Origin of the sequence: Pedobacter sp. KBW06 (assembly GCF_003852525.1) — a bacterium.
Classification (GTDB): domain Bacteria; phylum Bacteroidota; class Bacteroidia; order Sphingobacteriales; family Sphingobacteriaceae; genus Pedobacter.
Genome location: NZ_QAJL01000002.1, coordinates 215615 through 238565 on the forward strand (window position 1 = coordinate 215615; position 22951 = coordinate 238565).

Here is a 22951-nt window from a genome sequence, read left to right on the forward strand (position 1 = left end):
TTTCAATTTTGCGGTGTTTGGTTAGTTTTTTTATGAAAATCGAAGATATCAGTTCCTAAAAATATAGAATTCTACGGAATATCACGCTTATTTTGCAAAAAGCGTAGCAAAATAAACAAATATCCCCTACCTTTTGGCCTGATACCAAACTTTACCTTAAGATGTTAGGTCCAAAGTATTTTTAATTACATTTGTCATATTAATCAATAACCCCAATTAATGAAACATACAATCAATGAATTAGAAGATATCGCTTCTCAAGTAAGAAGAGATATTGTTAGAATGGTGCACGGTTGCCAGTCAGGCCACCCGGGAGGATCATTAGGATGTGCAGATTTCATGACTGCCTTGTATTTTGATGTCATGAACTACTCTACTGATTTTAAAATGGACGGAATAGGAGAAGACTTATTTTTCCTTTCTAACGGACACATTTCACCGGTTTTCTATAGTGTACTTGCCAGAGCGGGTTACTTTGAGGTTAGCGAACTTGCCACCTTCAGAAAATTGAATTCAAGATTACAGGGACATCCAACTACTCATGAGCACCTTCCGGGAATCAGAATTGCTTCCGGATCTTTAGGTCAGGGCATGTCTGTAGCAATTGGGGCTGCACAAGCTAAAAAATTAAATAAAGATAAATCCATTGTATATTCCTTACATGGAGATGGTGAATTACAGGAAGGGCAGAATTGGGAAGCCATCATGTATGCACCTTTTAATAAAGTAGACAACCTGATTTCTACCATTGACTATAATGGTCAGCAGATTGACGGCCCTACAGAAAAAGTACTTTCATTGGAAAGTCTGCAGGCTAAATTTGAAGCTTTCGGATGGCATGTAATTACCTCTAATGGTAATGATATGGACGATATCGTTAAAGCATTACACTATGCTAAATCTTTAACCGGTAAAGGCAAACCAATTTTAAACTTAATGAGTACAATCATGGGTAATGGTGTAGATTTCATGATGGGATCTCACAAATGGCATGGTGTTGCTCCAAATGATGAGCAGCTTGCAACAGCCTTAGCACAATTAAACACGACCCTAAAAGACTACTAAGACCATGAAAAAGTACACATATACTGAAAAGAAAGATACCCGTTCCGGTTTCGGAGCAGGATTACTTGAAGCCGGAAAAAAGAATCCCGAAGTGGTTGCACTTTGTGCCGACTTAGTGGGATCTTTGAAAATGGATGCCTTTATTAAAGAATTTCCAGAGCGCTTTTTTCAAATCGGCATCGCCGAAGCAAACATGATAGGCATCGCTGCAGGTCTGACCATCGGAGGAAAAATTCCTTTCACAGGAACTTTCGCTAACTTCTCCACAGGAAGAGTTTATGATCAGATCAGACAATCCGTTGCTTATTCCAACAAAAATGTAAAGATCTGTGCTTCACACGCCGGATTAACCTTAGGTGAAGATGGGGCAACTCACCAGATCCTGGAAGATATAGGTTTGATGAAAATGCTTCCGGGCATGACCGTAATCAATACCTGCGATTACAACCAAACCAAGGCAGCAACCATTGCCATTGCAGAATTTGAAGGCCCTGTTTACTTACGTTTCGGACGCCCTGTAATTCCTGTATTTACTGATCCTGATCAAAAATTTGAAATTGGTAAAGCATGGATGGTAAATGAAGGTACTGATGTAACCATCGTCGCCACCGGACACATGGTATGGAAAGCAATCGAAGCCGGAGAGAAATTAGCCGAAATGGGCATTGATGCAGAAATTATCAATATCCACACCATTAAACCTCTGGACGAAGAAGCCATCCTGAAATCTATCAAAAAAACAGGTTGTGTGGTTACTGCCGAAGAGCACAATAAATTCGGTGGTCTGGGAGAAAGTGTTGCAAGATTGCTTTCTACAGAACTTCCATCACCTCAGGAATTTGTTGCGGTAAATGACAGCTTCGGAGAAAGTGGAACACCTGATCAATTGATGACAAAATATGGTTTAGATACCATTAACATCATCGAAGCAGTTCAGAAAGTAATGAAAAGAGCAAATAAGTAAGCATCCTAACGGTTCCGGACTATCCGGAACCAACAGGTAAAAGACAATAAATGAAGCAGGTTGAAGATTCAGAAATCTTAGAGAAATTTTCCAGCGAAAAAACTCGGCATGAGGGCTTTAACCTGCTTCTTAGTAAATATCAGCAAAAGATCTATTGGCACATCCGCCGTTTAGTCATCGACCACGACGACACCGACGACCTGGTTCAGGAAACCTTTGTTAAAGTCTGGAAAAACCTGGATAAGTTTCGCAGCGATTCCAAATTGTATACCTGGGTTTACCGAATCGCCACCAATGAATCAATTACCTTTTTAAATAAAAAGAAACAACGGAACAATACCCCGCTGGATGAAGTCTCCGAAGAACTCGCAGAAACCCTTGTCGCCTCCTCCTATTTCAACGGAGATAAAATTCAGATGAAATTACAGCAAGCCTTGCTGACTTTACCTGAAAAACAACGCCTGATCTTTAATATGAAATACTTTGACGACCTCAAATATGAAGAAATATCTGAGATCACAGGAACGAGCGTAGGGGCCCTAAAAGCCTCTTTTCACATTGCAGTAAAGAAAGTTGAGGTTTTTATGCTAAATGAAGACATTACCTTTTAAACCTTTTGCCCCGGATTGTATCAATATAGTAGTAATGGAAAATGATTTAGAAAATAGCGATTGGAAAAACGAAGCCCCCTACCTGGCCGGGCTTGGTATGAAATCTCCTTTTACTGTTCCTGAAGGCTATTTCGAACAACTTCCTGAGCATATTCATCAGGCCATATATCTGGAAAATCTTAAAGCAGAGCTTTCGGAAGATGGTTTTAAAGTTCCGGAAAATTATTTCGATGAGCTCAGTGCAGGAATCGAAGCTAAGCTTGCCGCCGGGCGATTAAAAGAACTGGTACCGAATGAAGGTTTTGCCCTTCCCGGAGATTATTTTAACCAGTTGCAGGCTAAGATTTCAGAAAAAACGAAGATTAAGGAAACTAAAATTGTTCGTTTATGGCATTCTAAGTTATTAAAGTATGCTTCTGCAGCTTGTTTCGTATTGATCAGCGCGACAGCAATTTACCTTTACCCAGGCAGTTCAGCCCGTCGGGCAGCCTCCGCTGAACTGGCGAATGAACAAATGCTTTACGATATCGACGAAAATACCATTATAGAACATATTCAATCTAATAGTCTGAAAGCGGAAAGCCCTGCTGTAGCAGACGCCGACTTAGAAAACTACATTCTCAGCAATTATAGCCAGAATGATATTGCTTCAGATTTATAATTATTACCAAGATGAAAAACAGAGTCATTGCCGCCTTTCTTTTGATGTTACCATTCTTTGTTTCCGCACAAAGAGGAGAAAGATCTCCGGAAATAGAAGCGTTCAGAATTAGCTATTTAACTCAAAAAATGGACCTTTCTGAAGATGAAGCCAAGATCTTCTGGCCAATATTTAACGAATTTCAGAAAGAACAGACCGCTTTAAATAAAGAAAGAAATCAGAACATGATCAGTTTCAGAAAAATCCCCGAAATTGACAACCTTTCCGATACAGAAGTGCAAACCCTGATCATGAATGAGCTGAATTTCAAACAAAGAAACCTGGCCATTGAAAAGAAATATTATTACAAGTTAAAATCCAATTTGCCCATCAAAGTAATCGGTAAATACTACCGCGCGCAGGAAACTTTCAAAAGAGAACTGCTTTCCAGATACAAAAAAGGAGGACCTGAGCGAAATTAATTTGTATTTTTGTGCATGCTTACACAACGTCAATTATTTCTTCAACATAACGCCCAAACCACACTAGAGCCCCTTCTTTTAGAATTCACCAAAGCCAGCGGCATGTATCTTTATGATACAACAGGAAAAAAGCACCTTGATCTGATTGCGGGTATTGGTGTAAGCAATATTGGCCATTGTCATCCGGCCGTAGTCAATGCAGTGAAAGAACAGGTAGAAACGTATATGCACATTATGGTGTATGGCGAATTTGTTCAAAGTCCACAAGTGAATTTTGCCAAAGCACTGGCAGATGTGCTCCCTGAAAACCTGAACTGTACCTATTTCGTCAACTCCGGAGCTGAAGCAGTAGAAGGTGCAATGAAACTGGCAAAAAGGTATACCGGAAGATCAGAAATTATTTCCTGCCATCACTCTTATCATGGAAGTACACAAGGTGCACTTAGCTTAATGGGCAACGAAGAGTTCAAACAGGCCTACAGACCCCTCCTTCCTGACATTACTTTCATCAATTATGCCAGTTTACCAGATCTGGATCAAATCACAGACCGAACTGCGGCAGTCTTTATAGAAACAGTACAGGGTGAAGCAGGGATCAGAATTGCAGATAAAGCCTATTTTGAAGCCCTTAGAAACAAATGTACAGCGACAGGCACCTTATTGGTCCTCGACGAGATTCAATGCGGTTTCGGACGTACAGGAAAGCTTTTCGGCTTTGAGCACTACGGAATTGCCCCTGATATTCTGCTCCTGGCCAAAGGAATTGGCGGTGGTATGCCGATTGGCGCCTTTATCAGCTCTACAGCAATCATGATGGCTTTGGCTACGAACCCGATATTAGGTCACCTGACTACTTTTGGTGGTCATCCGGTGAGTTGTGCAGCAGGACTCGCTACCCTTCAAACGATCCTTAATGACAACATCATTGCCGGAGTAGAAGAAAAAGGAGAATTGTTTAAGAAACTACTGGTTCATCCTGCCATTAAAGAAGTACGGGGAAAAGGTCTGATGATGGCGATAGAATTTGAAAACTTCGAGATCAATAAAAAGATCATCGATGCCTGTATTGCAGATGGCGTAATCAGCGACTGGTTTTTGCATTGCAGCAATTCAATGCGCGTAGCACCACCATTGATCATCACCACAGAAGAAATTCATGATGCCTGCGAGATCATTCTAAGAAATGTAATCGCAATAGCCGGGAATTAAATCCCTTAGCTCATTTTTTGCCTTTTAATCAGATAAGCTTGTAAAACAGGATGAAAGCCGGCAGCAATGTCGGCATCAATCATGTCAATCTTATATTGACTGCATTTCAGATCAATGGCTTTTCGATAATTTCTCATCCGGGAAAGATAATCCTCTTTTACATTTGAAGCATGTGCTTTAATGACTGCCCCTGTTTCCATATCGACAAATTCATAAGGACGGTTTTCAAATTGAAAATCGACCTCTTTAGACTTATCAGTTACGTTAAAAATGATCACCTCGTGTTTATTGAATTTCAGATGTTGAAGTGCAGAAAATAGGGCTTCAATATGGTCTGCTCCATGGTGTGTATTCAACATATCACTAAAGATCACGACCAGTGACCGCTTGTGAATCAACTCCGCAATCTGGTGTAAAGCCTGGGCAACATCGGTTTTTACATTCATCGGCTCCGAAACCATCAGCCCCTCCAAATGACTAAACAGATACTTCTGATGTGTAGTTGTTGATTTGGCAGGTGTATTCAATAATAAATGATCGGTAAACAAACTTAGCCCGAAAGCATCTCTTTGTCTTTTGAGCAGATAAATGAGCGCAGCAACAGCCTGCACGGAAAAATTGAGCTTATGATATTCTTTAGCGGGGAAATACATAGAAGAAGAAACATCAACAATAAACTGACACCTCAAATTGGTTTCTTCCTCGTATCGCTTACTAAACAGTTTATCGGTCCTGGCAAAAAGCTTCCAGTCGATATTCTTTACACTATCTCCGACATTGTATAAACGGTGTTCCGCAAACTCCACAGAAAACCCATGAAAGGGACTTTTATGGAGCCCGGTAATAAAACCTTCAACAACTTGTCTGGCTAATAATTCCAGGTTGCCATTGAAATGGAGTGTTTGTTCATCAATCGCTGACTGCATAGCGTAAATATAAAAAAAGCGTTCATAAACTATGAACGCTTTTTTGAATCCGTATATATGGAGTTGATTATGATAATTGCTTATCTAATTTTTGTGCCAATACTGATTTTGGAACTGCACCAACCTGTTTGTCTACTACTTCTCCGTTCTTGAAGAATAATAAAGCCGGGATGTTGCGGATACCGAATTGAGTCGAAATTTGAGGGTTGTTATCCACATTCACTTTACCTACGATTGCTTTTCCATCGTATTCTTTTGAGATCTCGTCTACGATTGGTCCTACCATGCGACATGGACCACACCATTCTGCCCAAAAATCAACCAAAACGGGTTTATCTGATTTTAATACAACTTCCTCGAAGTTTGCATCTGTAATTTCCAAAGCCATAATTCTTATTTTTATTTTATTAGTTTTTTTATCTTCTACTTGCCTGAATACTTAGGCGTTGCCTTTATACCCAAACCAGGGTACAAAGATATAATCAATTGTAATGCCATCAGCCTGACAATGCCAAAATGACATTAGTTCAACTTAGGATTAACGTTTAAGGCAGTTAATTGCTCTAAAAAGTTATTGTTAGGATTAATCTTCAGTGATTTCGAGGGCAATTTAACATTTACATTTTGTTCCCGGTCATAAACATCAAATAATAACTGACAATTCTGATGATCCGTATTCGCTTTGTTCTCTTCCAGAATCGCATGGATCTTACTCATAAAATCATCCGTAATCTTTTCTATAGGTACCTGAATGGTTACACTCTTCGCCAGCTTATCGCGCAGTTCGGATAAAAGGCTGATCGATGTGATCTTAAACTCCCAGTCGCCCTCTTTTCTGAAACGCTCACCAACCCTTCCACGAATCTGAAGGAAATATCCATCCGTAAGAAATTGTTTAAACTTGATGAAATCATCACCAAACAATGCAAGCTCACAGGTATCGTCGTAATCTTCAAAGACAATCGTTCCGAAAGGCTTTCCGGTTTTAGTCATCCTTTGCGCGGCAATAACCACCAATCCACCAACCACCAGCTCCCGGTTTTTGATTCCCTCAAATTCAGCAAGTACCTCCTCATTAGAATCCCCGGTCCTGATTTTATTTACCAGCGACAAGTGTTTCACTTTATGCTGACAGAATTCTTTCAGTTCCAGTTTATAATTATCCAGCGGGTGACCACTCAAAAAGATCCCAATCGCATCCTTCTCGAATTTCAACCTGTCTATCAGGCTCCACTCCGGAGCAACAGGCAAGCTTGGCTCGTAAATCATGTCTGCAACAGAACCTCCAAATAAGGACGACTGGGCAGAAGATTCATTGTTTTGAAAATCATTGGCAAACTTGATCATCTTTTCGATGCCGTTCATCTTATCATTGATCCCCACAAAGAAATATTGCGCCCTGTGGTATCCAAATCCATCAAAAGCACCGCTATAGACAAAACTCTCGTAAGCTTTCTTATTTACCGTACGCGTATTTGAACGTTTGGCGAAATCATATACACTTCTGTACTGACCACTTTCGTTGCGTTCCAGAATGATGCTCTCTACGGCTTTTTCTCCCACACCTTTGATCCCCGATAATCCAAAACGAACCTGTCCGCTAATGTTTACGGAAAACTTCGTTCCAGACTCATTTACGTCCGGACCAAGTACAGAAACCCCCATTTGCTTACACTCTTCCATAAAGAATGCCACCTGTTTAATGTCACTCATGTTGTTGGAAAGTACCGCCGCCATATATTCAGCAGGATAATGTGCTTTTAAATAGGCAGTCTGATAGGCAATCCAGGCGTAACAGGTAGAGTGGGATTTGTTGAAGGCATAAGATGCAAATGCTTCCCAATCTTTCCAGATTTTCTCCAGAACGGTAGCATCATGTCCCTTTTCCGCAGCCTGAGCCACAAATTTAGGTTTCATCTTATCCAAAACATCTTTTTGTTTCTTACCCATTGCCTTACGCAAAACGTCGGCCTCACCTTTCGTAAATCCGGCAAGTTTCTGGGACAAGAGCATCACCTGCTCCTGATATACGGTAATCCCGTAGGTTTCTTTTAAATATTCTTCACAGGCATCAAGGTCATACTTGATCTCTTCCTCTCCGTTCTTTCTGCGAACAAAGCTGGGAATATATTCCAATGGTCCCGGACGGTACAAAGCGTTCATGGCAATTAAATCCCCGAATACGGTGGGCTTCAATTCCTTCATGTATTTCTGCATCCCGTTCGACTCATACTGGAAGATACCGATGGTTTCCCCGCGCTGAAAGAGCTCATAAGTCTTTGCATCGTCAATTGGGAAATTATCCGGATCAAGGTCAATATTATGCCGGAACTTCACGAGCTTCACGGTATCCTTAATCAGGGTTAATGTTTTTAACCCCAAAAAGTCCATTTTCAATAAACCGGCACTTTCTACCACAGAGTTGTCAAACTGCGTAACGTAAAGATCGGAATCCTTTGCTGTAGCTACGGGTACGAAATTCGTAATGTCGCTAGGCGTGATGATTACCCCGCAGGCATGGATTCCCGTATTTCTTAGGGAACCTTCCAGAATCTGAGCCTGTTCAAGGGTCTTGGCACCAAGGTCATTGGCATTTGCCAGTCCCTTTAGTTCTAAAACCTTCTCATATTCATCTGCCCGAAGCGCCCCTTTCAGGCTCTTCTCGTCCAGCGTAAAGATCTTGGCCAGCTTCATGTTTGGAATCAACTTGGCAATCTTCTCCGCCTCGTATAAAGGAAGGTCAAGTACCCTTGCTGTATCTTTTACCGACGACTTTGCTGCCATCGTACCATAGGTGATGATCTGTGCCACCTGGTTGGCTCCGTATTTATTAATTACGTAGTCCATTACCCTTCCACGGCCCTCATCATCAAAATCGATATCAATATCGGGCATGGAAACCCTGTCCGGATTCAGGAAACGCTCAAATAGCAAATCGTATTTGATGGGGTCAATATTCGTAATCCCAAGACAATAAGCTACTGCAGATCCTGCAGCAGATCCCCTGCCCGGCCCCACAGAAACATCCAGCTCCCTTGCTTTCGCAATAAAATCCTGAACAATCAAAAAGTATCCGGGATATCCGGTCTTCTCAATGGTCTGTAACTCAAAATCCAAACGTTCTGTAATCGATTCGGTAATTTCACCGTATCTTTTTTTCGCCCCTACATAAGTCAGGTGACGTAAAAATTTATTTTCTCCCCGCTTACCGCCGTCTTCCTCATCTTCCTTTACCAGGAATTCTTCAGAAATATCGAACTTAGGTAAAAGTACTTCCCGTGCAAGTTTGTAAATCTCAATCTTATCGATTACGGATTGAATGTTGAGAATCGCTTCCGGTACATCAGCAAATAGGTTTTTCATCTCCTCAGGAGTTTTGAAATAATACTCCTGGTTCGGCAAGCCGAAACGGTATCCCCTGCCTCGCCCTATCGGTGTAGCTTGTTTCTCCCCCTCCTTTACACACAATAAAATATCATGTGCATTCGCATCTTTTTTGTTGATGTAATAGGTATTGTTGGTAGCAATCAACTTCACATCGTGCTTTTTTGCCAGGGCGATCAGGGAGATATTGACAATATCTTCATCTTCCTGACTGTGGCGCATTAACTCCATGTAAAAGTCTTCACCAAATTGAGATTTCCACCACAATAAAGCTTCTTCAGCTTGTTTTTCACCAAGGTTTAGCAATTTACTGGAGATCTCTCCATATAAGTTACCAGAAAGTACAATGATGTCATCTTTATACTGTTCTATAACTGCCTTATCAATCCTTGGAATATAATAGAATCCTTTTGTGTAGGCTATTGACGACATCTTTGCCAGGTTATGATAACCAGCCTTATTCTTGGCCAATAACACGACCTGATAGCCGTCGTCTTTTCTTTTCTTATCCTCGTGGTTCTCACAAACAAAAAATTCACAGCCTACAATAGGTTTAATGATCACCTCATCCGGCGTTTCCCCTTTTTCAACTGCAGCCTGATTTCTTGCTTCCACACCTTTGTTGTGGTTCAGAATCTGAGCCACAAAATGAAATGCCCCCATCATGTTGGCATGGTCAGTCATTGCTACCGCAGGCATTTTATATGCTGCTGTAGCTTTGATCAGCGAAGGGATGTTAATGGTAGATTGCAGTACCGAAAACTGCGTATGGTTGTGTAAGTGAACATAAGTAGCTGACGCGAGCTCCAGCTTGTTCTCTTCCAGTGTTTTTTTAGAAACTTTAGGCCCTTCTGCTTTTAATAACCGCTTTCTGATTTCATCAGAAGCCGCTTTTAAATTCAGGTGATTTAACCCAACGCGCTGGATTACTCCGGGATTACGTTCTTTATAAGACTGTATGTAGGCTACGTTAGCTTGAAGCTGATCGAGTGTAAATACCTCCAGTTTTATCAATTGAAGAAAGCAGCGCGTGGTCGCTTCCACATCGGCAGTCGCATTGTGCGCTTCTGCAAAGGGCTCTCCAAAAAGATATTGGTGTAATTCTGTTAATGTAGGTAATTTAAATTTACCGCCACGTCCGCCCGGCAAACGCAAAAGCTCTGCCGTGGTTTCTGTACAGGTATCCAAAACCGGCATCTGGCTCATCGGGCTTTCTACGCCAAGACGATGAAACTCACAGCCCATAATGTTCACGTCGAAACCGATATTCTGACCAACAACAAATTTAGACTTCGCCAGGGCAACATTGAACTTCTCCAGTACCTCCGACAAAGGAATTCCCTGTTCTTCTGCAAGCTCTGTAGAAATCCCGTGAATCCGCTCCGCATCATAAGGAATATTGAAACCATCAGGTCTGACTAAATAATCCTGGTGTTCGATAAGATTTCCAAACTCATCATGTAACTGCCATGCAATCTGGATACATCTCGGCCAATTATCCGTGTCGGTAATAGGCGCATTCCAATTGCGTGGCAACCCCGTCGTTTCGGTATCAAAAATCAAATACATAGCTAGGTAATTAGAAAATCGTCTTTTTAGAAATCAATATGATTGATCAAAAATACGGATTTTTTCAGTTCTCCATCTAATAGCAACAGATAATTTTACACAGAATGAACCTCAGGAATCGGTAGTGATGACTTGTGTTCCTGTGAAACTAATTTTGAAGTATCATAACCCTTTTTACGACAGCGCTCTATGATTTCTGCCAGCAATTCCTGGGGTAGGTTCGGTTTTCTGGCCATGATAAAAAGGTATTTAAATTTTGGGTGTCCAACCACCACATAAGAATAATCCCCGGCAAGTTCTATCACCCAATAATCCGCCTTTATAGGCCAGATAAACTGGGCTTTGAACCTCGCATTCCTGCTCCCCCGGATCACAAAAAGTTTAGAGCGGAAATATTTCTGCTTGTCCTGCCCCAGCACTTTATATCCTGTAAAAACAGCATAGTAACCATCGGGATGGATGACATAGGTCTCCACCGTTTGGCGCCAGTGCTTGTCCATGAAAGTAGGTATGGAATACAAAGAATACCACTTTCCGGCATACGACATAATATCAACTTTTTCTACCGGTACATTATCCATAACAGGGTCCATCATTTTACGACTATTAAGCAAATGTAAATTCTTTATCATAAAACCAGCAAGGTTGAAGAAAGTTTTAAAAAGCGTTTTTTAAACTGACCTAAATTTCTAACTTCGGCTTGAGACATTCCCCAACATGGTTTGCTTCATATATTAATTGTATCCTAAATTTATAGTCATAGATCAGCATTTAAAACAATAGATTTAAACCAGGAGGAAAACCTTTAAAATAAAATTAGATTCATTATGAAAATAACGGTTGTAGGTGCCGGCGCAGTAGGCGCCACTTGTGCAGATAATATTGCCAGAAAAGAATTAGCAGAAGAGCTCGTTTTATTAGACATCAAAGAAGGTTTTGCAGAAGGCAAAGCAATTGACATGATGCAAACCGCCACTTTATTAGGCTTTGATACAAAAATTACCGGTGTAACCAACGATTACAGCAAAACAGCAGGCTCTACAGTGGCTGTGATTACTTCCGGACTTCCGCGCAAACCGGGGATGACCCGCGAAGAACTGATCGGAATTAATGCCGGAATCGTAAAAGGTGTAGCAGAAAACATTTTAAAATATTCTCCCGATGCCATCATTATAGTGATCAGTAACCCAATGGACACGATGACTTACCTGGCATTAAAATCCCTTGGATTACCTAAAAACAGAATCATCGGAATGGGTGGAACATTAGACAGTGCCCGTTTCAAATATTATTTAAGTGTTGCTTTAAACTGCAATTCAAATGATTTGCAGGGTTTTGTAATCGGAGGCCATGGAGATACTACCATGATCCCTTTAACTCGCTACGCCACTTACCAGAGCTTGCCAGTGTCTGATCTGCTGGATAAAGCAACCTTAGATAAAGTTGCAGCAGATACCATGGTTGGTGGAGCTACATTAACGGGCCTTCTTGGAACCTCTGCCTGGTATGCACCGGGTGCTGCAGGAGCTGCGTTAGTAGAAAGCATTGTCCGTGATGAGAAAAAATTATTTACCTGCTGCGTATCCCTTGATGGAGAATACGGTCAGAATGACATCTGTCTGGGTGTTCCCGTAATCGTTGGACGTAACGGATGGGAAAAAATAATAGATTACAAATTAAATGAAGAAGAACAAGCTTCATTTAATAAAAGCGCCGATGCCGTACGCGCCATGAACAGCGTATTGCAGGAGATGAAATTAGTTTAAATTAATGAGAACCATTTCTGTTCCTTTAACCTTAATAAATTTACAAGATGATGGTTTCCACCTTTTGGTGGAAATTGTCATTTTTGGGAAGAAATCTTTTGCAGTACTCGATACAGGTGCTTCCAGGTCAGTATTCGATATGACATTAATCAAAGCAAATATTTCTGAACTGGAACATAGTGAAGAAACACACGCCACTACCCTCTTTGCTACATCAACCACTCTCCAGGCCACGATCCCTAAATTAAAAATCGGCAGGTTAGTCATCAATGATTACGATACCGTCGCACTTGATTTAGATACTGTTAACCAGGCGTACGAACAAATGGGCCATCCAAAAGTAATTGGTATCATTGGAAGCGACATACTGCTGAAGTACTATGCCAATATCAACTACAGAAAATTAAGGCTATTTCTTTACGCGGATTAATTATTTAAAAGGACCTTTACCCCAAGATGTACTTCCCGGACAAGGTCCTTTACAGCTTTTCTAATTAATAATTACGGTATGTGTCCCATCAGGATTCACAACGATGGAGGTAGCTCCATTATTAATTACCGTAGAATGGGTTCCATCAGCATTCACAATCAGACCGGTAGCACCATTATCAATCCACGTAGAATGAGTTCCGTCAGCATTCACTATCGTACTGACATTGCCGGTTTTCATCACTGTGGAATGTAAGCCTTTCGAATTAACAAACAAGGCATTTTCCCCATTTTTGATGAGCGTAGTATGCGTTCCAATAGCGTCTACGAGCGTAGTAATGTTCCCTACCTCCAGCTTACTGATAATTGTCACTGCTCTGTTTAACGGGATAAGGAAGCCTGGCAAACAGCCATTCGCTTTTTGTTGCTGTGCTTTCAATCCATAACAGACCGGAAAAACCAGCAGGAATAAAATTAATCTTTTCATAATCAATCATTTGTGTGTAATACAATATACACCATCAAAAAATTAAAGACAAAAAAAAGGAGCGATTTTTCAATCGCTCCTTTTTGCAAGTTAACACGCTTTAACTAAGCGTCAATCTTAGCATATTTTGCATTTCTTTCGATGAAATCCCTTCTTGGACCAACCTCATCACCCATTAGCATGGAGAAAGTATGGTCACATTCCGCTGCATTTTCAATCGTTGCCTGTAATAACGTACGTGTTGAAGGGTTAAGGGTAGTATCCCATAACTGCTCTGCGTTCATCTCTCCAAGACCTTTATAGCGTTGAATATGTACACTCTCTTCTTTACCAGCACCTTTCAAACGTTGCACTGCTGCATCACGTTGTTGGTCATTCCAGCAATATTCAAAATCTTTTCCTTTTTTAACCTGATACAAAGGTGGCGCAGCGATATACACGTAACCAGCTTCGATTAAGGATTTCATATATCTGAAGAAGAAAGTAAGAATCAAGGTCGTGATGTGAGATCCATCGATATCCGCATCCGTCATGATCACTACTTTATGGTAACGAAGCTTTGTTAGATTTAAAGCTTTATCATCTTCCGGTGTTCCAATACTTACGCCCAATGCAGTAAACATATTCTTGATCTCGTCGTTCTCGTAGATCTTATGCTCCATCGCTTTTTCCACATTCAGGATCTTACCTTTTAAAGGAAGGATCGCCTGGAAATTACGGTCCCTGCCTTGTTTGGCAGTTCCACCTGCGGAGTCTCCCTCCACCAGGTATATCTCACATTTTTCCGGATCACTGTCAGAACAATCGGCAAGCTTACCTGGAAGGCCTGAACCACCCATTACACTCTTACGTTGAACCATCTCACGGGCCTTACGGGCTGCAGCACGCGCTGTAGCAGCAAGGATCACTTTATTTACGATCAGCTTCGCTTCTCTTGGATATTCTTCCAGGTAGTTACTTAACGCCTCACCAACGGCCACATCAACTGCACCCATTACCTCAGAGTTACCCAACTTTGTTTTTGTCTGACCTTCAAACTGAGGCTCCTGAACTTTAACAGAAACTACAGCCGTTAAGCCTTCTCTAAAGTCATCACCGGTGATCTCAAATTTTACATTTTTAAGCAATCCCGATTTATCAGCATAAGCTTTTAATGTTCTGGTTAAACCTCTTCTGAAACCTGCAATATGCGTACCTCCCTCATGGGTATTGATGTTATTCACATAAGAGTGTACATTTTCAGCATAGCTGTCGTTGTATTGTAAAGCAAGCTCTACAGGAATTCCGTTTTTAATTCCTTCTACATAAATCGGCTCCGCAATTAGTGAAGGACGACCTCCATCTAAAAACTGAACAAATTCTTTTAATCCACCTTCTGAATGGAAAAGCTCAGAAATCGGATTTCCCTGATCATCAAGCTCACGCTCATCAGTAAGGGTTAATTTAATTCCTTTATTCAGGAAGGACAGCTCTCTAAGCCTGCTGGCCAAAGTATCATAACGGTACTCCGTTGTTTGGGTAAAGATTTCCGGATCCGGAGTAAAGGTAATTACCGTTCCTCTTTTGTCCGTTTCTCCCACAACTTTAACATCGTACTGAGGCTTCCCTTTTTCGTAATCCTGCTCCCATAATTGCCCGTCACGGTGAACCTGCGCTTTTAAATGTGTAGATAATGCGTTTACGCAACTTACCCCCACACCATGCAAACCACCGGAAACTTTATAAGTGTCCTTATCAAATTTACCACCAGCGTGTAATACCGTCATTACAATTTCCAGAGCTGACTTTTGCTCCTTCTGCATAATTCCCGTAGGAATACCACGCCCGTTATCTTCAACCCTGATCGAGTTGTCTTTAAGAATATTTACATATATCGTGTCGGCATGACCTGCCAACGCCTCATCTATAGAGTTATCTACTACTTCGTAAACTAAATGATGTAATCCTTTTACTCCGGTGTCTCCTATATACATCGAAGGGCGCTTACGCACCGCTTCTAAACCTTCTAATACCTGTATATTATCTGCCGAATAATTTGACTTTGGATCCTTTTCTTCGCTCATATTTTTAATAAAACAATTAGACTCAAAGATAACCATTTTAGGCCAATTAACCGCAAATGTGGATAACTATCTACCCATAAAAGGCCCAAAAAACACGCTAAAAATCACAGTTCTTTAGGATACTAAATTTGAAATTTTATATTTGTTGAAATTTATCCGCCAAAAATGGAAGGGGCATCCTAAAAAACAGGTCTTAAACCGGCTGGAAGGATGATGGGAACCAAAAATTAAAATAAAATATCAATTATAATCATTAGATGAAAAGATCAACATTAAAACTTGGCAGCATTGCTACTGCAGTCGCACTAGTTTCCGTAATGGCTTCTTGCCAAAACAAAGAAAACACCACTGCACCTGCTACAAAATCTGAGTCGGCTACAGTGACTAGCGCAGAGAAAATCGTCTATGTGAATTCTGATTCCCTGCTAACAAAATATCAGTATTTCAAAGACTTAAAAACGAAACTTGATGCGAAGTCAAAAACTGCTCAAACAGATCTTGCTTCTAAACAACAGGCATTCCAGCGTGAAGTATCACAATATCAGCAGCAACAAAATACCCTGCCTGCTGATCAACGTGCTTCTACAGAAGAAAGACTTGCCCGTAAACAACAGGAATTACAAGCTTATTCACAAAATGCAGGTGCTGCCCTTCAGAATGAACAAGCTTCAGAAAATGAAAAATTATATGATAAAGTTGCACAATACCTGAAAACTTATGCCAAAGGAAAAGGTTTCAAAATGGTATTGACTTATTCTAAAGGAAACAGTGCAATCCTTTTTGCTGATGAGTCTTTAGATGTAACAAGCGAAGTAATTGTAGGATTAAACGAAGCCTATAAAGCAGACAAAAAATAGTTCTTCCTGCTAAGAATTTAAATGCCCTGGTCATTCGGGGCATTTTTTTTGCGCTATAAAACCAGGATTATGCTACAAAAGCATAGCAACAACGAACAAAACCATCATTATGCCAGTTAAAGAAAACAATCCACACGAAAAATTCATGAAACTCGCCATCGCTCTATCTGAAAAGAATGTCACCGGAGGTCTTGGTGGCCCTTTTGGAGCAGTAGTCGTAAAAGACGGCAAAATTATAGCCAAAAGTGGCAATAAGGTAACCACAACAAATGATCCGACGGCCCATGCAGAAGTTTCTGCGATTCGTTTGGCCTGTAAAAAACTAAAGACATTTGACCTCAGCGGATGTGTAGTTTATACCAGTTGTGAGCCATGCCCGATGTGTCTCAGTGCCATTTATTGGGCAAGGATCGAAACGATCTACTATGCCAACACCAAAGTAGACGCGGCAAACATTGGCTTCGATGATAAATTCATTTACGATGAAATTGAAAAGCCAATGGCAAAACGTACCTTACCTATCCACCAGATGATGAGAAAAGAAGCACAACAGGCTTTCCAGCTCTGGGAGCAATCCTCCATGAAAATAGACTATTAAAAATGGACAAGTATCAGGAAAACATCAGGATAGAACTGGAATTCTGGAAACGGGAAATGATGGAGAAACCATCCTTTCTGAACAAGATGACAAACAATATCCAGAAGAAAATCAACAGTTACATTCCTGAGAAAGTCCATACCGCAATTACAGTGACCATTAAGAAAATGGTCCAGGCCGTGCTTTATGGTTCCACCTACACCACTTCAATCCTGCCTGCAGTAGAAATAAGTCTCCTGCACAGGGAAGCCCTGGTAAAACAAAAAATTGACAACTATTGTAAAACCGGAGCTGCAGAAGGGGGAATTACCGGTGCCGGTGGATTCCTGATGAGCATGGCTGATTTTCCGGTATTGATCGGCATAAAGATGAAAATGCTCTTTGAAATTGCGACGATTTATGGCTTCGACGTTAAAGACTATAAGGAACGTCTATACATCCTGTACATCTTCCAGCTCGCATTTTCCAGTCAGCATGGACGCACGAAAATCTTTATGCATATGGAAAACTGGGATCAGAAACGCCATATCCTCCCCGAAAATTCAGAAAACTTCGATTGGAAAACCTTTCAGCAGGAATACAGAGATTACATTGACCTCGCCAAAATGGCACAGCTTCTTCCGGTTGTTGGCGCCGCAGTAGGTGCTGTTGCCAATTATCAGCTGATAAAAAAACTAGGCAAAACTGCAATACAGGCTTATCGGATGAGAATCATCGGTCAATCCTGATTTATTCCTCTTCCTTAAAAAGATCGTCAGTAAGGGCATCGGTCTCCCGGCGGTCTTTCTTTGTTGGCCTCCCTGTTCCACGATCTCTTTTCAGTGCAGGAGCATGGAACATGCTTTTAAATCCATAAGTCTCTTCTTCAGGAGTAATGTCTTTATATTTCGTCACTGCAATTTTCGCCTCTACCCTATTGTATAAAAGCTCAACCACTTCGATCACCTTCTTCTCAATTCCTTTGGATACCTGGTACACATCCCCAGGCTTTACTACTGCTGAAGCTTTCAGATTCTGACCATTCAACTTAATCCGACCGGCCTTACAAGCCTCTGTCGCCAGGCTCCTGGTCTTAAATAATCTGATCGCCCATAAGTACTTATCTATCCGTAATTTTTCCTGCTCTGCCATAAAAAATCAAAAATACATTATAGAAAACAATGGTCTATACATAAAATTGATTTATTTTGTCAAAAAATAACTTACAACATGATAGCACAATTAAAAAAGTTAGTAGAAGCCGCTTGGGAAGACAGAACTTTATTAGAATATAGTGAATATTGCGAAGCAATAGAAACGGTGATTATGCAGTTAGATAAAGGTGAAATGCGCGTTGCTGAACCGGTACTTAACTCATGGGGAGTGAATGAGTGGATCAAAAAGGCAGTAATCCTTTATTTTCCAATCAGAGAAATGAAAGAAATTGAAGTTGGTCCTTTTGTATTTCATGATAAAATGAAATTAAAAACCAATTATAAAGAATTAGGCGTAAGGGTTGTTCCTCATGGTATCGCACGTTATGGCGCTTATCTCGCTAAAGGTGTAATCATGATGCCTTCTTATGTAAACATAGGTGCTTATGTAGACGAAGGTACAATGGTGGATACCTGGGCTACTGTAGGTTCATGTGCACAAATCGGTAAACATGTTCACCTAAGTGGTGGTGTAGGTATTGGTGGCGTTCTGGAACCAATTCAGGCGGCCCCGGTAATCATCGAAGACAACTGTTTCCTTGGTTCAAGAGCGATCGTTGTAGAAGGGGTACGTGTAGAAAGAGAAGCTGTTCTTGGTGCAAACGTGGTATTAACAGCATCTACTAAAATCATTGATGTAACCGGAAGCAGTCCGGTAGAATACAAAGGAATCGTTCCTGCGCGTTCGGTGGTAATTCCAGGTAGCTATGCGAAGAAATTCCCGGCGGGAGAATTCCAGGTTCCATGTGCACTGATCATCGGTCAGCGTAAAGAATCTACAGATAAAAAGACTTCCCTTAATGATGCATTAAGAGAAAACAATGTAGCGGTATAATATAATGAAGATTGGTTTTGACGGAAAAAGAGCAACAAACAACTTAACAGGACTGGGAAATTACAGCAGATCATTAATTGCCCAGCTCGCTGAATTTTTCCCTCAAAACCAATACTTTGTATACAGCCCAAAAATAAAAGAACACGCACAGATCAGGCATTTCTTAGCAGCCAAAGGCATTGAGTCCAGGCTTCCTGATCAACCCGGATTATTCTGGAGAACTTCCGGAATAAAAAAACAGCTGCTAAAAGACAATATCGACCTGTTTCATGGCTTGAGTCATGAAATTCCGCTCAAGATCCAAAATTCCGGCATCCCGGCTATTGTCACCATCCATGACCTGATCTTTTTAAAGTTCCCAAAGTATTTCGGGAGGATCGACAGGTTCATCTATAAACTGAAAGCCCGTTACGCCTGCAGGCATGCCGACAAGATCGTCGCCATCAGTGAATGTACAAAAAGAGACATTATCGAATTTTTCCATACTGATCCTGACAAGATTGAGGTCATTTATCAAAGCTGCGACGATAGCTTCAAATCTCCTTCATCAGCGCAAACAAAACAGGAAGTACGGATTAAACATAATTTACCGCACAAATACATCCTGAATGTAGGAACAATAGAAACCAGAAAAAACCTGTTAACCCTCATCAAAGCATTACCACAGATCCATCCGGATTATCAGTTGGTCGTGGTAGGAAAACAGACCGCCTACGCGGATTCCGTTCATCAGGAGATCGCGAACCTGGGTCTAAAAGACAGGGTTTATTTTCTTCAGAATGTTCCCTTTGATGAACTGCCTTCCATTTACCAGATGGCCGGCTCATTTGTATATCCATCCCTTTATGAAGGTTTTGGCATCCCAATCATTGAAGCGCTTTATTCCGGAGTTCCGGTAATCGCTGCGACGGGTTCCTGCCTGGAGGAAGCGGGTGGCGAAAATAGCCTCTATGTCTCTCCATTTAACCATGCCGCCCTATCAGCAGCCATCAACAAAGTATTGAATGATCCTGCCCTTGCCGGACAAATGAAAACAAAGGGATTGGAATATGTTCAGAAATTTAATACCCGGGTCATCGCCGGAGCACTGATGAAAGTTTACACCCAGGTGCTTTCCAGTCACCAGAAATAACAGTTTTATGCTTAGAACAGAAATTGAAAAGGCCCTTAATGTTTTAAAAGATGGAGGGGTTATCCTTTATCCGACGGATACCGTATGGGGATTAGGTTGCGATGCGACCAACGAGGCTGCAGCAGCCAAAATAAATGCGATTAAAGAACGTAGTGCAGATAAGAGTTTCATTATCCTCCTGGATAACGATTCCAAGCTGCAAAGTTATGTAACAGAAATTCCGGATGTGGCTTACGATCTGATCGAGTATGCAGAACATCCACTTACCATCATCTTTTCAGGTGCAAAAAACCTGGCCAAAAATGTCATCAATGAAGATGGCAGTGTAGGCATCAGAATTGTGAAACATGATTTCTGTCAACAGCTCATCCAAAGGTTCAGAAAGCCGATTACTTCTACCTCTGCCAATAAATCAGGATCACCTTCTCCGCTGATATTCGATGAGATTGATGAAGAAATTAAAGCTGCTGTAGATTACGTAGTCGATTGGGAACAAGAGCTTCAAAGTCCTAAAAAACCTTCTACCATAATGAAATTAGCACCGGGAGGGCAATTTTCCTTTATTAGAAAGTAAGTTTTATTACTTTTGTAACTCATTAATGGAAAAACATTTACAACAGTCAGTATTTAAAGTCCTTGCCGATATAGCTCAAACACATCAGATTGAAGCATACGTGATAGGTGGATATGTGCGCGATATTTTCTTAGAAAGACCTTCCAAAGACATTGATATTGTGGTATTGGGGAATGGTATAGAATTCGCGGAACTTGCAGGTAAAGTACTAAAAACCAAGGTTGCAGTATTCAAAAACTTTGGCACTGCCATGTTAAAAACCAAAGATCTGGAGATCGAGTTTGTGGGCGCAAGAAAGGAATCTTACCGCTCAGACTCCCGGAAACCAATTGTAGAAAACGGCACCATCAAAGATGACCAGCTGAGAAGGGATTTCACCATCAACGCCCTGGCCATCTCCCTGAATAAAGAAAATTACGGACAGCTGGTAGACCCCTTCGGAGGTACCACTGACCTGGAAAATAAACTCATCAAAACACCTCTTGATCCTGAAATCACCTTTTCAGATGATCCTTTAAGAATGATGAGGGCCATTCGCTTTGCCACCCAACTGGGTTTCAGCATCGACGAAAGTGCCATCAATGCCATTAAGAAGCAGAAAGAAAGAATTTCCATTGTTTCCAAAGAGCGCGTTACCGATGAGCTCAACAAGATCATTCTTTCAAAAATCCCTTCCATTGGCTTTAAATATCTGTTTGATACCGGTCTTTTACACCTCATCTTTCCACAAATGGCCAACCTCTACGGGGTGGACTTTATCAATGGAAAAGGACATAAGGACAATTTTTATCACACTTTACAGGTACTGGACAATATTTGTCTCGCTACAGACGATCTTTGGCTCCGTTGGGCGGCCATTCTTCATGACATTGCCAAACCGCCAACAAAACGTTTTGAAGAAGGACATGGCTGGACCTTTCATGGACATGAAGATAAAGGAGCACGCATGGTGCCCCAGATCTTTAACCAGTTGAAACTTCCACTGAACGAGAAAATGAAACTCGTGCAAAAGCTGGTACAACTTCACCTTCGCCCGATTGTACTGGCACAGGAAGTAGTTACAGACTCGGCAGTAAGAAGGCTTTTGTTTGATGCAGGAGAAGACATCGAAAGCCTCATGATGCTCTGCAACGCAGATGTAACGACCAAAAACGAGTACAAAGTAAAAAAATACCGCAATAACTTTGAACTGGTAAAACAGAAACTCAAAGATGTAGAGGAACGTGATAAAATCAGAAACTGGCAACCTCCAATTACCGGAAATGACATCATGGAAGTATTCGGTCTGGCTGCAGGAAAAGAAGTAGGGCTGATTAAGAATGCCATCCGGGAAGCAATTCTCGAAGGTGAAATCAAAAATACCTACGAAGAAGCGTTACAGTTCATGCTCGAGAAAGCAAAGGAATTTGGCCTTCTGCCTGTAAAGCAGTAATACAGCCCGAAGACAGGAACACAAATTATAGATAATATTTTTTAATTTTATAGCTAGAAAAAAAGCTCAGATGGCAATTTATAGATTTAGAATAAGTTTTGAAGATTTCGATGAAGTAGTTAGGGAAATCGATATAAAATCAAACCAGACATTTGAAGATTTACATCGTGCGGTACATCGCTCAACAGGATATTCTGCTGAAAAATCTTCTTCCTTTTATGTGAGTACCGATCACTGGATCAAAGGAGATGAAATTGCTTACCTGCCTACCCAACGTAAAACGGACAGAGGGGTTACCTTAATGGAAAAAGCAAAATTGAGTAGTTTTATCGAAGATCCGCATCAGAAGTTTTACTATATCTACAACTTTGACCGCCCCTTCGACTTTCATGTAGAACTGATCAAGATCATTCTGGAAACTGATCCCAAGCTCGAATACCCTGTACTGGTTAAAAGTACCGGAGAAGCGCCTAAAATCATCGACAAAGACAATTTTGGTTCGGTAGCAGTGTCTTCAAATCCGGAATCAACAGAATTTGATTTTCTGAATGAGATGGACTTTGTTCCTGAAGATACAGAAGAAATTGAAGCCATGGGCGGAAGAGGAATCAATACGGAAGAAAAAACGATTGATGATGATGCCGAAGAAGATGGAGATGATGCAGACGAATTCGGAAGTGACGACAGCTACGAAGACGAAGAATACGATAGCAAAGAAGATTATTAGTGCCCGGA

Annotated in this window: 23 protein-coding genes; 16 read left to right on the plus strand and 7 right to left on the minus strand. The window is 41.1% G+C overall.

The window, feature by feature from the left end; all coding sequences use genetic code 11:
- Positions 1 to 219: 219 nt before the first annotated feature.
- The 6 genes from DBR43_RS11035 to DBR43_RS11060 are packed head-to-tail and all read left to right on the plus strand — an operon-like array spanning position 220 to position 4971.
- Positions 220 to 1065 (plus strand): transketolase, encoded by an 846-nt coding sequence (locus tag DBR43_RS11035; RefSeq protein ID WP_069379828.1) that lies wholly within the window; start codon positions 220 to 222, stop codon positions 1063 to 1065.
- Between the two features lie 4 nt (positions 1066 to 1069).
- Entirely contained in the window at positions 1070 to 2029 is a 960-nt protein-coding gene (locus tag DBR43_RS11040; RefSeq protein ID WP_073232523.1) for a transketolase family protein, read from the plus strand.
- Positions 2030 to 2079: 50 nt separating this feature from the next.
- Positions 2080 to 2640, plus strand: a complete 561-nt coding sequence (locus tag DBR43_RS11045) for an RNA polymerase sigma factor (protein ID WP_124580849.1) — start codon at positions 2080 to 2082, stop codon at positions 2638 to 2640.
- A gap of 34 nt (positions 2641 to 2674) precedes the next feature.
- Entirely contained in the window at positions 2675 to 3301 is a 627-nt protein-coding gene (locus DBR43_RS11050; protein WP_124580851.1) for a hypothetical protein, read from the plus strand.
- Positions 3302 to 3312: 11 nt separating this feature from the next.
- Complete coding sequence (locus DBR43_RS11055; protein ID WP_124580853.1) at positions 3313 to 3762, plus strand: hypothetical protein; 450 nt, start codon at positions 3313 to 3315, stop codon at positions 3760 to 3762.
- A 15-nt stretch (positions 3763 to 3777) separates the two neighbouring features.
- Positions 3778 to 4971: an aspartate aminotransferase family protein gene (locus DBR43_RS11060; RefSeq protein WP_124580855.1), complete on the plus strand. Its 1194-nt coding sequence runs from the start codon at positions 3778 to 3780 to the stop codon at positions 4969 to 4971.
- A 5-nt stretch (positions 4972 to 4976) separates the two neighbouring features.
- Here the strand turns inward: DBR43_RS11060 and DBR43_RS11065 are convergent, their stop codons facing one another.
- The 4 genes from DBR43_RS11065 to DBR43_RS11080 form a co-directional block, all read right to left on the minus strand.
- The gene (locus DBR43_RS11065; RefSeq protein ID WP_124580857.1) at positions 4977 to 5897 is read right to left on the minus strand and encodes a DUF58 domain-containing protein; all 921 of its coding nucleotides are present in this window, start codon (positions 5895 to 5897) and stop codon (positions 4977 to 4979) included.
- 67 nt (positions 5898 to 5964) lie between these two features.
- Positions 5965 to 6285, minus strand: a complete 321-nt coding sequence (gene trxA, locus DBR43_RS11070) for a thioredoxin (protein WP_124580859.1) — start codon at positions 6283 to 6285, stop codon at positions 5965 to 5967.
- A 134-nt stretch (positions 6286 to 6419) separates the two neighbouring features.
- Positions 6420 to 10850, minus strand: a complete 4431-nt coding sequence (gene dnaE, locus DBR43_RS11075; protein WP_124580861.1) for a DNA polymerase III subunit alpha — start codon at positions 10848 to 10850, stop codon at positions 6420 to 6422.
- 95 nt (positions 10851 to 10945) lie between these two features.
- Complete coding sequence (locus tag DBR43_RS11080; RefSeq protein WP_233602942.1) at positions 10946 to 11446, minus strand: lipocalin family protein; 501 nt, start codon at positions 11444 to 11446, stop codon at positions 10946 to 10948.
- Between the two features lie 231 nt (positions 11447 to 11677).
- Between DBR43_RS11080 and mdh the strand changes: the two genes are divergently transcribed.
- Both mdh and DBR43_RS11090 read left to right on the plus strand, forming a co-directional pair.
- A complete protein-coding gene (gene mdh, locus DBR43_RS11085; RefSeq protein WP_124580862.1) occupies positions 11678 to 12616 on the plus strand; it encodes a malate dehydrogenase in 939 nt (312 codons plus the stop codon).
- Between the two features lie 4 nt (positions 12617 to 12620).
- Positions 12621 to 13046 (plus strand): aspartyl protease family protein, encoded by a 426-nt coding sequence (locus tag DBR43_RS11090; protein ID WP_124580864.1) that lies wholly within the window; start codon positions 12621 to 12623, stop codon positions 13044 to 13046.
- Between the two features lie 60 nt (positions 13047 to 13106).
- Here the strand turns inward: DBR43_RS11090 and DBR43_RS11095 are convergent, their stop codons facing one another.
- Together DBR43_RS11095 and gyrB are read right to left on the minus strand one after the other, a co-directional pair.
- On the minus strand, positions 13107 to 13532 hold the full coding sequence (locus DBR43_RS11095; protein WP_124580866.1) for a hypothetical protein: 426 nt from the start codon (positions 13530 to 13532) through the stop codon (positions 13107 to 13109).
- A 104-nt stretch (positions 13533 to 13636) separates the two neighbouring features.
- Positions 13637 to 15595, minus strand: a complete 1959-nt coding sequence (gyrB, locus tag DBR43_RS11100) for a DNA topoisomerase (ATP-hydrolyzing) subunit B (RefSeq protein ID WP_124580868.1) — start codon at positions 15593 to 15595, stop codon at positions 13637 to 13639.
- 257 nt (positions 15596 to 15852) lie between these two features.
- Here gyrB and DBR43_RS11105 point away from each other — a divergent pair, with 257 nt between their 5' ends.
- The 3 genes from DBR43_RS11105 to DBR43_RS11115 all read left to right on the plus strand — a co-directional run bounded on the left by DBR43_RS11105 (position 15853) and on the right by DBR43_RS11115 (position 17778).
- Positions 15853 to 16452, plus strand: coding sequence for an OmpH family outer membrane protein (locus tag DBR43_RS11105; RefSeq protein WP_124580870.1), 600 nt, complete (start codon positions 15853 to 15855; stop codon positions 16450 to 16452).
- Positions 16453 to 16561: 109 nt separating this feature from the next.
- The gene (locus DBR43_RS11110) at positions 16562 to 17050 is read left to right on the plus strand and encodes a nucleoside deaminase (RefSeq protein ID WP_199757027.1); all 489 of its coding nucleotides are present in this window, start codon (positions 16562 to 16564) and stop codon (positions 17048 to 17050) included.
- A gap of 2 nt (positions 17051 to 17052) precedes the next feature.
- Positions 17053 to 17778, plus strand: a complete 726-nt coding sequence (locus tag DBR43_RS11115; protein ID WP_124580872.1) for an EcsC family protein — start codon at positions 17053 to 17055, stop codon at positions 17776 to 17778.
- 1 nt (position 17779) lies between these two features.
- On the opposite strand, the gene DBR43_RS11120 is transcribed toward DBR43_RS11115, so the two are convergent.
- The gene (locus tag DBR43_RS11120; RefSeq protein ID WP_124580874.1) at positions 17780 to 18181 is read right to left on the minus strand and encodes an RNA-binding S4 domain-containing protein; all 402 of its coding nucleotides are present in this window, start codon (positions 18179 to 18181) and stop codon (positions 17780 to 17782) included.
- A gap of 78 nt (positions 18182 to 18259) precedes the next feature.
- Here DBR43_RS11120 and DBR43_RS11125 point away from each other — a divergent pair, with 78 nt between their 5' ends.
- The 5 genes from DBR43_RS11125 (at position 18260) to DBR43_RS11145 (ending at position 22943) form a co-directional block, all read left to right on the plus strand.
- Positions 18260 to 19078, plus strand: coding sequence for a 2,3,4,5-tetrahydropyridine-2,6-dicarboxylate N-succinyltransferase (locus tag DBR43_RS11125; protein WP_124580876.1), 819 nt, complete (start codon positions 18260 to 18262; stop codon positions 19076 to 19078).
- A gap of 4 nt (positions 19079 to 19082) precedes the next feature.
- A complete protein-coding gene (locus DBR43_RS11130; RefSeq protein WP_124580878.1) occupies positions 19083 to 20210 on the plus strand; it encodes a glycosyltransferase family 4 protein in 1128 nt (375 codons plus the stop codon).
- 7 nt (positions 20211 to 20217) lie between these two features.
- Positions 20218 to 20784, plus strand: coding sequence for an L-threonylcarbamoyladenylate synthase (locus DBR43_RS11135; RefSeq protein ID WP_124580880.1), 567 nt, complete (start codon positions 20218 to 20220; stop codon positions 20782 to 20784).
- 25 nt (positions 20785 to 20809) lie between these two features.
- Complete coding sequence (locus tag DBR43_RS11140) at positions 20810 to 22216, plus strand: CCA tRNA nucleotidyltransferase (RefSeq protein ID WP_124580882.1); 1407 nt, start codon at positions 20810 to 20812, stop codon at positions 22214 to 22216.
- Positions 22217 to 22286: 70 nt separating this feature from the next.
- Positions 22287 to 22943 carry an IS1096 element passenger TnpR family protein gene (locus DBR43_RS11145; protein WP_124580884.1) on the plus strand — a complete coding sequence of 219 codons (657 nt, stop codon included), beginning with the start codon at positions 22287 to 22289 and terminating at the stop codon, positions 22941 to 22943.
- The last annotated feature ends 8 nt before the right edge of the window (positions 22944 to 22951 follow it).

What these genes read in the sequence shown, in the direction of transcription:
- DBR43_RS11035 (WP_069379828.1), top strand. Translation starts at nt 220, where the DNA reads ATGAAACATACAATCAATGAATTAGAAGATATCGCTTCTCAAGTAAGA.
- DBR43_RS11040 (WP_073232523.1), top strand. Translation starts at nt 1,070, where the DNA reads ATGAAAAAGTACACATATACTGAAAAGAAAGATACCCGTTCCGGTTTC.
- DBR43_RS11045 (WP_124580849.1), top strand. Translation starts at nt 2,080, where the DNA reads ATGAAGCAGGTTGAAGATTCAGAAATCTTAGAGAAATTTTCCAGCGAA.
- DBR43_RS11050 (WP_124580851.1), top strand. Translation starts at nt 2,675, where the DNA reads ATGGAAAATGATTTAGAAAATAGCGATTGGAAAAACGAAGCCCCCTAC.
- DBR43_RS11055 (WP_124580853.1), top strand. Translation starts at nt 3,313, where the DNA reads ATGAAAAACAGAGTCATTGCCGCCTTTCTTTTGATGTTACCATTCTTT.
- DBR43_RS11060 (WP_124580855.1), top strand. Translation starts at nt 3,778, where the DNA reads ATGCTTACACAACGTCAATTATTTCTTCAACATAACGCCCAAACCACA.
- DBR43_RS11065 (WP_124580857.1), bottom strand. Translation starts at nt 5,897, where the DNA reads ATGCAGTCAGCGATTGATGAACAAACACTCCATTTCAATGGCAACCTG.
- trxA (WP_124580859.1), bottom strand. Translation starts at nt 6,285, where the DNA reads ATGGCTTTGGAAATTACAGATGCAAACTTCGAGGAAGTTGTATTAAAA.
- dnaE (WP_124580861.1), bottom strand. Translation starts at nt 10,850, where the DNA reads ATGTATTTGATTTTTGATACCGAAACGACGGGGTTGCCACGCAATTGG.
- DBR43_RS11080 (WP_233602942.1), bottom strand. Translation starts at nt 11,446, where the DNA reads ATGATGGACCCTGTTATGGATAATGTACCGGTAGAAAAAGTTGATATT.
- mdh (WP_124580862.1), top strand. Translation starts at nt 11,678, where the DNA reads ATGAAAATAACGGTTGTAGGTGCCGGCGCAGTAGGCGCCACTTGTGCA.
- DBR43_RS11090 (WP_124580864.1), top strand. Translation starts at nt 12,621, where the DNA reads ATGAGAACCATTTCTGTTCCTTTAACCTTAATAAATTTACAAGATGAT.
- DBR43_RS11095 (WP_124580866.1), bottom strand. Translation starts at nt 13,532, where the DNA reads ATGAAAAGATTAATTTTATTCCTGCTGGTTTTTCCGGTCTGTTATGGA.
- gyrB (WP_124580868.1), bottom strand. Translation starts at nt 15,595, where the DNA reads ATGAGCGAAGAAAAGGATCCAAAGTCAAATTATTCGGCAGATAATATA.
- DBR43_RS11105 (WP_124580870.1), top strand. Translation starts at nt 15,853, where the DNA reads ATGAAAAGATCAACATTAAAACTTGGCAGCATTGCTACTGCAGTCGCA.
- DBR43_RS11110 (WP_199757027.1), top strand. Translation starts at nt 16,562, where the DNA reads ATGCCAGTTAAAGAAAACAATCCACACGAAAAATTCATGAAACTCGCC.
- DBR43_RS11115 (WP_124580872.1), top strand. Translation starts at nt 17,053, where the DNA reads ATGGACAAGTATCAGGAAAACATCAGGATAGAACTGGAATTCTGGAAA.
- DBR43_RS11120 (WP_124580874.1), bottom strand. Translation starts at nt 18,181, where the DNA reads ATGGCAGAGCAGGAAAAATTACGGATAGATAAGTACTTATGGGCGATC.
- DBR43_RS11125 (WP_124580876.1), top strand. Translation starts at nt 18,260, where the DNA reads ATGATAGCACAATTAAAAAAGTTAGTAGAAGCCGCTTGGGAAGACAGA.
- DBR43_RS11130 (WP_124580878.1), top strand. Translation starts at nt 19,083, where the DNA reads ATGAAGATTGGTTTTGACGGAAAAAGAGCAACAAACAACTTAACAGGA.
- DBR43_RS11135 (WP_124580880.1), top strand. Translation starts at nt 20,218, where the DNA reads ATGCTTAGAACAGAAATTGAAAAGGCCCTTAATGTTTTAAAAGATGGA.
- DBR43_RS11140 (WP_124580882.1), top strand. Translation starts at nt 20,810, where the DNA reads ATGGAAAAACATTTACAACAGTCAGTATTTAAAGTCCTTGCCGATATA.
- DBR43_RS11145 (WP_124580884.1), top strand. Translation starts at nt 22,287, where the DNA reads ATGGCAATTTATAGATTTAGAATAAGTTTTGAAGATTTCGATGAAGTA.